The sequence below is a fragment of the Bacillus sp. Medicinal_06 genome (assembly GCF_056711665.1).
This window is the reverse complement of sequence record NZ_JBWYHD010000004.1, coordinates 490684-503115: the sequence shown is the minus strand read 5'-3', so window position 1 is coordinate 503115 and position 12432 is coordinate 490684. Positions and strand designations below refer to the sequence as shown.

General features: G+C 39.1%; 7 protein-coding genes and 3 pseudogenes. 8 read left to right on the top strand and 2 right to left on the bottom strand.

Going from position 1 to position 12432, the window contains the following annotated elements:
* Nucleotides 1-4: 4 nt before the first annotated feature.
* Nucleotides 5-211: a helix-turn-helix transcriptional regulator gene (locus AC1M36_RS12660; RefSeq protein ID WP_336452850.1), complete on the bottom strand. Its 207-nt coding sequence runs from the start codon at nt 209-211 to the stop codon at nt 5-7.
* Nucleotides 212-1219: 1008 nt separating this feature from the next.
* On the opposite strand from AC1M36_RS12660, the gene AC1M36_RS12655 reads away from it, so the two are divergent.
* The 8 genes and pseudogenes from AC1M36_RS12655 to AC1M36_RS12620 form a co-directional block, all read left to right on the top strand.
* Entirely contained in the window at nt 1220-4087 is a 2868-nt protein-coding gene (locus AC1M36_RS12655; protein WP_479845925.1) for a 2-oxoglutarate dehydrogenase E1 component, read from the top strand.
* Nucleotides 4088-4238: 151 nt separating this feature from the next.
* Nucleotides 4239-5495, top strand: coding sequence for a 2-oxoglutarate dehydrogenase complex dihydrolipoyllysine-residue succinyltransferase (gene odhB / locus AC1M36_RS12650; RefSeq protein ID WP_336452852.1), 1257 nt, complete (start codon nt 4239-4241; stop codon nt 5493-5495).
* 425 nt (nt 5496-5920) lie between these two features.
* Nucleotides 5921-6136: pseudogene (locus AC1M36_RS12645) on the top strand (heterocycloanthracin/sonorensin family bacteriocin); the annotation flags it as partial.
* On the top strand, nt 6052-6315 hold the full coding sequence (locus AC1M36_RS12640; RefSeq protein ID WP_479845939.1) for a pentapeptide repeat-containing protein: 264 nt from the start codon (nt 6052-6054) through the stop codon (nt 6313-6315). The pseudogene AC1M36_RS12645 and the gene AC1M36_RS12640, both read left to right, overlap by 85 nt.
* A gap of 128 nt (nt 6316-6443) precedes the next feature.
* Complete coding sequence (locus AC1M36_RS12635) at nt 6444-8378, top strand: putative thiazole-containing bacteriocin maturation protein (RefSeq protein ID WP_479845924.1); 1935 nt, start codon at nt 6444-6446, stop codon at nt 8376-8378.
* Nucleotides 8378-10327 (top strand): TOMM precursor leader peptide-binding protein, encoded by a 1950-nt coding sequence (locus AC1M36_RS12630; protein ID WP_479845923.1) that lies wholly within the window; start codon nt 8378-8380, stop codon nt 10325-10327. The genes AC1M36_RS12635 and AC1M36_RS12630 overlap by 1 nt, the downstream gene beginning before the upstream one ends.
* Nucleotides 10328-10351: 24 nt before the next feature.
* Nucleotides 10352-11920 carry a SagB family peptide dehydrogenase gene (locus AC1M36_RS12625; protein WP_479845922.1) on the top strand — a complete coding sequence of 523 codons (1569 nt, stop codon included), beginning with the start codon at nt 10352-10354 and terminating at the stop codon, nt 11918-11920.
* Nucleotides 11921-12027: 107 nt separating this feature from the next.
* A pseudogene (locus AC1M36_RS12620) lies at nt 12028-12153 on the top strand (SAM-dependent methyltransferase); the annotation flags it as partial.
* On the opposite strand, the pseudogene AC1M36_RS12615 reads toward AC1M36_RS12620, so the two are convergent.
* Nucleotides 12146-12292: pseudogene (locus tag AC1M36_RS12615) on the bottom strand (DUF3908 family protein); the annotation flags it as partial. The pseudogenes AC1M36_RS12620 and AC1M36_RS12615 overlap by 8 nt on opposite strands.
* Nucleotides 12293-12432: the final 140 nt, after the last annotated feature.

Sequence of the window (12432 nt, the reverse complement as noted above, 5' to 3'; positions counted from 1 at the left end):
TCTATCATCCCTGTTCTTTCTCCTCATAAAGAAATACATTCTCAATGGTTGTCTGGAATGTTTTCGCAATTTCAAATGCTAAAGGAAGCGATGGATCGTATTTTCCTTTTTCAATTGAAATAATCGTTTGCCTAGACACGCCAAGCTTTTCAGCTAACTTCTCTTGAGAGAATCCAAATTTCTTTCGGTATTCTACCATTTTATTTTCCAAGAAATTTATCCCTCCTTACTTACATATAGTATAAAAGTAAAGGAAACTTTACGTCAAGTATCCTTTACATAAGATGCAGTTTATATGAGTAAATCTTTTGCACTCTACTCCAAAGTTAGATTCCGTATTTACTGGAATGTCCTCTTTATCATGACTATTTTTATAACCAAAGTGGGAAAGTATAACAAATGAATATAACCAAAATATTAGGTTTCCTACTTATTCCTGCCCCCCGTTCTCTTTATTTTCACTTAGCATGAGGCAGAAAGAGGCTCTGACCGCTTCTAGGCATGGACAAATTCTCTCTCGCTTGACAAGGACGGTTTTATACTTTTTCAGGTGGGAAGTTTTCGTTATATTAATCCTCCTCTAATTTAAAAAATTAATATAGCTATATGCACGTTATTTTTTTTACATATACAAATTTTCTTCCTATTTGTATGAAATGAGCTATCGTTTTTGAGCAGTTTTCTGCTATATTTGCAAAAACTAACGATTTATAAGCCATTTTTAAATCATAATCATCACTTATAAGCAAATTTTTCTTTTTTCCTTTCAATATTTAACACTACCGAAATAAAGTTTACGATAAATTCATAATTTTTTATTTTTTATACTATATTCTGTTATATTGTTGTATAATATTCTTGAAAGCGCTTATTATTTTAATATACATAATTCAAATGAGTTTTTAACGAAAAATTCTAACAATTACCCTTAGACTTTCATCGGGATAATCTTTTCCAATGATGGATGTATCAAATGAAATCACCTATTTTTTCCCTAAAGTTACTTTATAACATGAAAGATTAACTTAGGTGATAAGTAATTGTGAATGTTTTTTTACAAAACGGATAAGTAATAATGTTTGGTATTATGTAAATTATTGTAATAACATAAGAGTAAAGATAACATTTACATTCATTACTGGTTCATCAATTATGAAAAGAGTGAAATGCATCCTTTTCACACGAAAAAAGGAATATATGCATTGGGAGGTTTAAACAAATGACGAGGAAGAATACAGCGACAAACCCTTGGGCCAAATTCCATGGTCCGAACCTTGGCTATGTTATTGAACAGTATGATCGTTACGTGACTAATGAAGGTTCTATTGATCCGGAATTACAAGAGCTTTTTGAAACTTTTGGAGCTCCTTCATTCCAAGCTGATGTCGTAACAGGGGACAACAAAGAAACAAATTTTTCTCCTCAAGGTACAGGAAACATTGAAAAAATTCTTAAAGTGGTGCAAGTTGTAGAAAGTATCCGTTCATTCGGGCATCTATCCGCTCATATTAATCCGATGGAAGATCCTACTGATGGACAATCCCTTATTCATGCAGCAATGCAGGACTTGAGCGATGAAGATTTGAAAGCGATTCCAGCAAAAACAGTATGGCCAGATGCACCAAATGGTATTCACACAGCTCTTGATGTAATTAATAGATTAAAAGATGTTTATACAAAATCTTTAGCCTATGAATTTTCTCATATACAAGATAGTGAAGAACGTGCGTGGTTGCATCAAATGGTGGAATCAAATTCATTGCGTCAACCACTACCAAATAAAAAACGAACTGCTCTTTTAAAACGGTTAACAGCAGTTGAAAGTTTCGAGCAATTTTTGCATAAAACGTTTGTAGGTCAAAAACGTTTCTCTATAGAAGGTGTTGATATGCTTGTACCTGTACTGGATGAAATTATTTCAGAAGGTGCTAAGGGCGGCGTAAATGACGTTATGATCGGTATGGCTCACCGCGGCCGTCTTAGCGTACTCGCTCATGTATTAGAAAAACCATATAGTCACATGTTTGCTGAGTTTAAACATGCAACAATAGAAGGTGTAAATAGTAATGCTGGCTGGACTGGCGATGTGAAATACCATTTAGGTAGAGAACAAGTCGTTGGCTCTGAAGAAGCTAGCACACGCGTTACATTAGCAAATAACCCGAGTCACCTTGAGTTTGTTAACCCAGTTGTTGAAGGTTATGCACGTGCAGCTCAAGAAAATCGTAAAAAAGCTGGTTATCCTGAACAAGATGCTTCGAAATCATTCGTAATTTTAGTTCACGGTGACGCTGCATTCCCTGGTCAAGGTATCGTATCTGAGACTTTAAACTTAAGCAGACTGAATGCATACCAAACAGGTGGAACGATTCACATTATTGCAAATAACTCGGTTGGCTTTACAACAGATAGCTATGATTCTCGTTCTACAAAATATTCAAGTGACCTTGCAAAAGGTTTCGATATTCCAATCGTCCATGTAAATGCTGACGATCCAGAAGCTTGTCTTGCAGCTGCTAATCTGGCAATTCAATATCGTACGCTGTTCAAAAAAGACTTCTTAATCGATTTAATCGGTTACCGTCGTTACGGACATAACGAAATGGATGACCCAGCAGTTACGCAACCACAAGTTTATAAGAAAATTAAAAAGCACCCTACTGTTAGAGCAATCTATGCAGAGCAACTACAAGCTGCAGGTGTTTTAAATGCTGAAGAAGTCGAAACAATTACACAGTTTACGCAAGAACAATTAAAAGCTGAGTATGCACAAGTACCACCTGCTGATACGAGTGAAGCAGCTATACACGTGAAAGTTCCAGACGTAGTTGCAAGAGGTATTCAACCGATTGATACTGGTCTTCCGCTTGAAACACTTCGCGCAATTAACGAAGGACTTTTAACTTGGCCAGAAGGCTTTAACGTATATCCGAAAGTGAAGAAGATTCTTGAGCGCCGCAAAGATGCTCTTGAAGAGAACGGTAAAATTGAATGGGCACTTGCCGAATCTTTAGCATTCGCCTCTATTTTACAAGAAGGTACGCCAATTCGTTTAACTGGTCAAGATTCACAGCGCGGTACGTTCGCACACCGTCATATCGTATTACATGATACAGAAACAAACGAAACATATTCACCGTTGCACCGATTACCAAATATCAATGCATCGTTCTCAGTTCATAACAGTCCGTTATCTGAAGCTGCAGTTGTCGGTTATGAGTACGGTTATAACGTGTTCGCTCCAGAAACTCTTGTTATGTGGGAAGCGCAGTACGGTGACTTCTCAAATACTGCACAAGCATTATTTGATCAATATGTTTCAGCAGGAAGAGCAAAATGGGGTCAAAAATCAGGTCTAGTTCTTCTATTGCCTCATGGTTATGAAGGTCAAGGACCAGAGCACTCTAGTGCACGTCCAGAACGTTTCTTGCAACTAGCTGCTGAAAACAACTGGACTGTTGCAAACTTAACAAGTGCGGCACAATACTTCCATATCTTGCGCCGTCAAGCATCAATCCTTGGTACAGAAGCTGTTCGTCCATTAGTTATTATGACGCCAAAAAGCTTATTACGTCACCCACTTACAGCTTCATCAGGTGACAAGCTAAGTGAAGGACGCTTCCAACCTGCTTTAGAACAAGAAAACCTTGGTACGAAACCAACGAAAGTAAAACGCCTTGTTTTAACAACTGGTAAAATGGCAATTGACTTAGCAGCAGAAATCGAATCTGGTAAACATGAGTACAATTTAGATGAAGTTCATATTGTTCGCATTGAGCAATTGTACCCATTCCCTGCTGAAAAAGTTCAATCTATTATGAAACGCTTTAAAAACTTAGAAGAAATCATTTGGGTACAAGAAGAACCAAGAAATATGGGCGCATGGCATTACATGGCTCCAATTCTGTTTGAACTTGCTGGCGATAAAGTAAAAACAGGTTATATTGGACGCCCAGACCGTTCAAGTCCTTCAGGTGGCGATCCACATGCGCACCGAGCAGAACAAGAACTTATCGTGGCTCATGCATTAGATACAAAGTATAACTTCCGTCAAGACAAACAAGAAATAGAAGTTTATAGCAACTAAAAAATCGTTTTACTCTAGCTCATTTGGGCAGATTTCCTTAACTACTAGGTTGTAGAGAATTTCTGCCCAATTAAGCTGGAAAAGATGGAGATTACCGAAGAAAAAAGAAGACAAAACACACCGTTAGGCAAATAAGGGGAGGACATTTAAAATGATCGAAATTAAAGTACCTGAGCTTGCAGAATCTATTTCAGAAGGAACTATCTCACAATGGCTTATCAACGTAGGCGACAAAGTTGAGAAAGGTGGCAGCGTTGTTGAGCTTGAGACTGATAAAGTCAATGTAGAAATCATTGCGGAAGATTCAGGTATTGTATCGAAGCTATTAGGAGAGCCTGGGGATACAGTTGAAGTTGGTGACATCATTGCAATTTTAGATGCAAACGGCGCTGCAGTCAGTACACCTGCTCCAGCGGCACCAGAACAACCTAAACAAGAAGTTACTGAAGCACCAAAAGCTGAGGCTCCAAGTGCTACGCCAAATAAAACAGCTTTACAAGGTCTTCCAAATACAGACCGTCCTATCGCATCACCTGCTGCTAGAAAAATGGCACGTGAATTAGGCATTGACTTAAATGAAGTACGTAGCACTGATCCACTTGGCCGCGTAAGACCACACGATGTACAAGCGCATGCTGCTGCACCAAAAGCTGAGCCTAAACAAGAAAAAACAAGTCCAAAACCAGCTGCAGTGACTGAATTTGAAAAACCAGTTGAACGCGTAAAAATGTCCCGCCGCCGTCAAACAATTGCAAAACGTCTTGTAGAAGTTCAACAAACATCTGCAATGTTAACAACATTTAACGAAGTTGATATGACTGCAATCATGGAATTACGTAAAGAACGTAAAGACGCATTTGAGAAAAAACATGATGTTCGTCTTGGCTTTATGTCATTCTTTACAAAAGCAGTTGTTGCAGCATTAAAACAATTCCCATTGTTAAATGCTGAAATCCAAGGTGACGAGCTTATCATTAAAAAATTCTATGATATCGGAATCGCTGTAGCCGCTCCAGATGGCTTAGTTGTTCCAGTTGTACGCGATGCAAACCAATTGAACTTCGCTGAAATTGAAAGCGAAATTCGTGAACTAGGTAAAAAAGCACGTGATAACAAACTTACATTAAAAGAACTACAAGGTGGTACATTTACAATTACAAACGGTGGTGTGTTCGGCTCCCTTATGTCAACACCAATCCTAAACAGCCCACAAGTAGGTATTCTTGGAATGCATAAAATTCAAGTAAGACCAGTTGCAATCGATGCAGAACGTATGGAAAACCGTCCGATGATGTACATTGCTCTATCTTACGACCACCGCATCGTCGATGGTAAAGAAGCAGTTAGCTTCCTTGTTGCTGTTAAAGAAATGCTGGAAGATCCAAAATCATTATTATTAGAAGGTTGATTAACCTTCTAACTATACAAGGCTGTAGAAAGAATCGATACATTCGATCTTTCTACAGCTTTTTTTATAACGTGAAACTTGAATCAATGAGATTTTTCTTCATCCCCACTGATTATTCCCCTTCACCAATCGGGCTTTTACGGGCAGCTCGTCTCCCCCCACCTATGCTGAATTTTAAGGTAGGAGTCTTACTCCCCCTAAAATAGCAGGATAAAAATAAAACTATATTCCCCCCTTCTCTCCTACTTCCGTTATAATCAATCAGCTCCTACGCTTCCTCTATTCATGAATGAAAAACACTTTCTGTACTTAAATAGGCATTACAATCAGTAACATCCGCAGGGCGGAATTCATAGGTTGATGTGGAGAGCGCACAGAAAAATACAATTTCTTCCACTCTTTTTCACTTTTAAATAGCCCTATCTATGACTAGGAGGTTTAACATGTATCATTTCCAAAATGAAATTCAATCGTTAGGCTTGAATGATTTTCAAACAGGTGAGGTCACTGTTTGGGACCCTCAAACTCAGTCCTATTACATTACGCGCCCACAAAACTGTGGTGGGCAAAACTGTGGTGGGCATCACTGCGGTGGGCATCACTGCGGTGGGCATCACTGCGGTGGACATCACTGCGGCGGGCATCACTGTGGCGGACATCACTGCTGGAATGGACACCACTGCGGTGGACATCACTGCTGGAACGGACACCACTGTGGTGGACACAATTGCGGTGGACACAATTGCGGCGGACACAATTGCGGCGGACACAATTGCGGCGGTGGTGGCCGATAAAACCACTAAGCAGCATAGTTACTTAAAGAAAAAAGATTGCCTCTGCAACATCCACTGTAGAGGCAACCTTTTCTAACTTATCATAAGGGACAAATCAAAGTACATACACTGATAATGTGCGCTTAAAACGAACTGACTGATAAGGAGGAATAAAATGAGTAATCTGCGGACTTCCACAAAGCTAAAGATGAACAAAGATACATTTTTCATTCCCGATCCAGACGGAGGTGTTTATTTTAGAAACAACTCCAGTTCATTCCGGATGCAAGGAAGTGATATCTACCAATGGATTGAAAAATTGATGCCTATGTTTAACGGAGAACACACGTTAGAAGAATTAACAAATGGGCTCTCCCTTCCTTATCAAAATAGGGTATTTGAAATTGGCGAGATCTTGCACCAAAATGGTTTTGTTCGAGATGTGAGCCAAGGTGCTCCCCATCAATTAGAGAATGCATTACTTGAGAGATATGCATCACAAATCGAATTTCTAGAAAACACCTCCCAATTGGGGCCCCTGCAATTTCAAATGTATCGACAAGCTAAAGTGTTAGCAATTGGATCTGGATCTTTCTTTACTTCATTAGTTTCTTCCTTGCTTGAATCTGGCTTACCAGAGTTCCATTGCCTTATTACGGATCCCGCAGCAACAGATGATGCGCGACTTGTTGAGCTTGTACAAAAGGCCTATACTGCCGATCAAAATGTACTTGTTCAAAAAATAGATACAACGGTAGATTGGCCTTTACGAGAGATTTTCCAATCATTTGATTGGATTCTATATGTATCTGAAAGTGGTAATATTGAAAAATTAAAAATGCTCCATGAGATTTGTAGAGAAGAAAAGAAAAACTTTCTTCCAGCTCTTTCTTTACAACAAGTAGGATTAGTGGGCCCTGTCGTTACTTCAGATTCTAACGTATGCTGGGAATCAGCTTGGCGACGTATCCATGAGCCAGTTCTGCAAAAAGATGGTCCGCTAGAGCCTTTCTCGCCAATTGCCGGAGCTATGTTAGCAAACATCGCTGTTTTTGAGTTATTCAAAAACGTTACAGGAGTTACCAAACGAGAACAACAGAACCAATTCTTTTTACTAGATTCCGAAACACTAGAAGGCGAATGGCATTCTTTCATTCAACATCCACTTATCACGACTGAAAACTTGTACAGAGACATCATCCACAATCTCGGTGAAGTACTCGATCAACACTCTAATCAAAATCGTTCCAATGAGTTATTTCACTTTTTCGACCAGTTAACTTCAAATAAATCTGGAATCTTTCACACATGGGAAGAACAGGATTTAACACAATTACCTTTATCCCAATGCCGTATTCAAGTTGCCAATCCATTATCCGAAGGACCAGCTGAGCTCCTACCTGATATCATTTGCGGAGGTTTAACCCATGATGAAGCACGACGAGAAGCAGGATTAACCGGAATCGAGACATATGTATCACAAATGGTTGATTTCCTTATTTCCCCTTCATTCAGTAGAGAACAAGACGAATGCATGGGAATTGGAGCTGGAGAAACAATGCTAGAAGGTGTGTATCGCGGATTACAACACTATTTAACAGCTACCTTGCAGAAACGACAATTCCTCCAAACAGAAGAAATTTCTCCCTTGCAAGTAACCGAAATCAACGACACACACTGCCAATTTTATTTCAATGCACTCTCAACAATGTACGAAACACCCCAAATTGGAATTGGTGAAGAAGTGTTAGGGTTCCCTGTTGTTTGGACCCGCATGCACAATCAGTGGTATGGTAGTACCGATTTAAATATAACATTAGCGTTAAGAAACTCATTACAGCAAGCACTACTGCACGCGCAAAATCAACAGCTCCCTCTTAACTCCTATGTATTATTAGATTCAGCTATTTTCGTGCAGGACACAGACTCATTTAGAGTTGAAATACAAAGCGAAGAAGAGGTCCCTCAATTAGAAACCTTACAAGCAGCCTTACTAAATTTAAAAGAAAATAATCTTTATCCCGTCGTTTTTGATTTAGCCATCGAACCCTTTTTACAAGAAGGTTTGGGCAGTGTAGTTGGCGTGCTAATAAAAGAGGAGGAAAACTGATGGATACAAATATATTGCTTGTAGGAAAAGGTCTCCTCGCTGATTATGTAGATCAACAATTATCCGTTCACTATTCTGTCATTCGTCAAAACAATCTTGAAGAAACGCTTCCTGAAAATATTCACCTTGCTCTCATATTACACGATGGTTGCTCCCCTTCTATTCACCATAAAGCGGAAGAAATATTTCGATCCGCTAATATCCCTTGGCTTAGGGGCTTTATTTCATTTGGCGAAGGTATCATCGGTCCTTACATTAGGCCCGATCAACCAGGGTGCTCCCATTGCGCTGATGCAAGGCGACTCGTAGCTGGTTATGATCGAAAAGAAATGTGGGAACTGCAGCGAAGACTTTTAACGGAACGCGATGACAGTGTAGAGCGGGATATATATGCAACACAAAACGGCATTTTACAAATGAGCCACCTCATTTATGCAGAAACAGAGAAAATATTAACAAAGCATCATGCAACTTTACAAGAAGAGCTCCTTTTATTTAACATGCAAACATTTCAATGTTCACGCCATTCATTTCTCCCTGATCCTCTATGCCCGATGTGTAGCTCATTACCTGATGATACTGAATCAGCTGCTCATTTATCACTACAGCCTTGCTTCAAAACGAGCAGTGACAGCTATCGTTGTCGTTCCATAGATGAATTAAATACTTTTTTAACGCAAGATTATTTAGACTATCGAACCGGACTTTTAAACGGAAAAATGCAAAATTCCCGTTTACCATTCGCTGACGTCATTGTAAATATGCCCTTACTTATGGGAAACGAAGGAGTTGCAGGCCGAACACATTCTTATACAATTAGCGAATCGACAGCGATTTTAGAAGGATTGGAACGATATTGCGGAATTGCTCCTCGCGGGAAACGGACAAAAATTCATGGGAGTTATCACGAGTTAGAAGACAAGGCGATTAATCCCGTTACACTTGGTTTACATACGAGTGAACATTATAACCAGCCTAATTTCCCGTTTAAGCCATTTCATCCTGATGATCCGCAAAATTGGGTATGGGGCTATTCTTTATTACAAAATCGCCCAGTATTAATACCAGAATCCGTTGCCTATTACAGCTTAGGGCATAAAGACGGATTTGTCTATGAAACTTCTAACGGCTGCGCCATTGGAGGAAGTTTAGAAGAAGCGATTTTTCATGGGATTTTAGAAATAGTAGAACGCGATGCCTTTTTACTAACTTGGTATGCACAATTACCACTCTCTCGCCTTGATTTAGCTTCTGCGTGCGATACAGAATTACAATTAATGATTGAACGAATGCGCACCATTACAGGCTATGATTTACATGTTTTTGATGCAACGATGGAACATGGAATTCCGAGTGTGTGGGCAATTGCTAAAAATACAAAACAGACCGGAATGAACCTTATCTGCGCTGGGGGAGCTCATATGGAACCAGTGCGAGCTGTAAAAAATGCCATTCATGAGCTAGCTGGTATGCTCCTTATAATGGATGAAAAATTTGAAGAAAACCGGCAAAAATATGAACAATTTTTACATGATCCATATCTTGTAACACAAATGGAAGATCATAGTATGTTATACGGTTTACCAGAAGCAGAAGAGCGTCTTCAATTTTTATTAAATAATGATCATCCTTTACAAACATTTGACCAAATGAATCACCTTCCATCTAATGATACCGACTTAACTGTAGACCTCAAGCACCTTCTAGACAGATTTGCTCACTTAGGACTTGAAGTAATCGTTGTTGATCAAACGGCTCCTGCTATCCGAAAAAACGGCTTACATTGTGTAAAAGTCTTCATTCCTGGCATGCTACCAATGACATTTGGTCACCATCTTACTCGCACATCAGGGCTACAAAGAGTACGAAACGTACCGATGGAACTTGGTTATATGGCTAATCCGCTAGCGTTTGAAGAACTAAATCCGCATCCCCATCCATTTCCGTAATCCGCTTTGTAAGGAGGAAATTTCATGGAATTAGAGGCATTTCTACACAATTTACATTTTTCTATCGATGAAATTATGCCCACAAATGAGAATGTTAACTGGGAAGATGCACCGCTTCCTTATAAACTATATCGTGGTTTACCTATTATCCCTCTTTCTCTTGAGGTGCCGCTAACATTTCGAAATCAAAATGTACCTATTGAACCCAATCTAGAAAAAATAGGACATTTTCTTTGGTATACATTCGGCCTGACCCAAATTTGCCAACCCTCTTTCCATTTCGATCAAGAGAAAACAAGGAATATATATCGAAGGTTTATTCCTTCAGGAGGAGCTTTGTACCCAAATGAATTGTATGTATATTTGAGAATAGAAACGATCCCATATGGCATCTACCATTACGACGTAGCCCATCATCGTTTGATTTTGCTACGGGAAGGAAATTTTGACTCTTATTTGACGCAGGCACTCGGGAATCGCTGTGATATATCTGCTTGTTTCGGCACTACTTTCGTATCAACTATGTTTTGGAAAAATTTCTTTAAATATAATAATTTTTCTTATCGGCTCCAAGGTCTAGATACCGGCGTACTCATCGGTCAATTACTAGAAGTTACGAAACAATTCGGCTATACGTCTGGTGTATATTTTCAATTTCTTGATCGAGCCATGAATCACTTACTCGGATTATCTGAGCAAGAAGAAAGTGTATACGCGGTTATTCCATTATCTAGTAAACCTACAGCAGAATGGTTTTGCCATGAGGATACATTAGAAAAAAACATCTCATCTCATGAACTATCTCAAGAACTCCCTCTTCTGCAGCATGATTACTTTATTCGCTCACAAAATGTGATAGAGTATCCGATGATAACCAAAATGAACAGAGCTTCTATGCTAGAATCAACCGATCAATTTCAAACTGTACGAGAAGACGCAGCTGCTTCACATCACACGCAAACTTTAACGCTCCCAGAAGCGCAGCGATTATCGTACGATTTTGCATCCGTTTGTCAAAAACGCTATTCACCAGATCTAGACTTTGTCTTAAAAAAAATAAATGAAACGCAGCTCGCTACCTTACTTCAAGAGGCAACTCTTTCCTTTCCTTATCAAAATGATTTAGACGGAGAACATATCAACCCTAAAGCACGCGTCTCACTCTGCGGATGCTTTTATAACGTAGAAGGTTTGGCAAATGGGGCATATTCCTATGACAGCACTGCTCATGCATTAGAAGAAATTCAATCTGGGGACCTACGCCATTCTTTACAATCCGGTATGACAATGGACAATGTAAACCTCTTTCAAGTCCCACTCTGTTTACACGTAATCGGAAATAAGGATTATTTAAAAAAACATTTCGGTTATAGGGGATACCGGATTCAACAAATGGAAGCTGGCATACTCGTACAAAGGCTCGTCTTAGCAGCCTCAGCTATGGATATGGGTGGACATCCACTCTTAGGTTTTGATGCAAACTCATGTGACAAACTGTATGGAATTGATAGGACGCAAAAAACGTCCCTCATTCAAATTCCGATTGGTTTCTATCGACCTCGCACTTGGCTTAAAGGATATTTGCATAGCTAAAAGATCCGCCCTCTGCGTCTAGCAAAGGGCGAATTTTTTTAAAGGGATGTAAACTGTCTGAAGAGAATATACAAATTTAGGAAACTGATATATAAGGAGCGATACAGTTGAGTGTATTACAAAAATTAATCGAACAAGCTAAAAACCCTAGAGGTTCTATCGGATCATCGATGCTATGCATTATGAATACAGTACATACTAGACTAACAAATTGGGCTTTGCAAAAAATACATGCTTCGGGTAAATTAAAGTAGCATTATCAATCGCAACGCATAGTTCCTTTACTTCTTGGACAATTTCTCCAAAGTCCTCTTCATACCTTGCATTTGACTCTGCAATCCACTCTTCTACTGTTCTCATATTTATTGCCATTTCTTATCCTCCAGCGTCGTTCATTACTAGCTCATATGTATTTACATCATAATAAGATTTGTCTTCCGATATTTGCGGCATCTATTTTTCAAGAGTGAATATTATATCATAAATTTTTCAGTATAAAAAATAGCACCCCT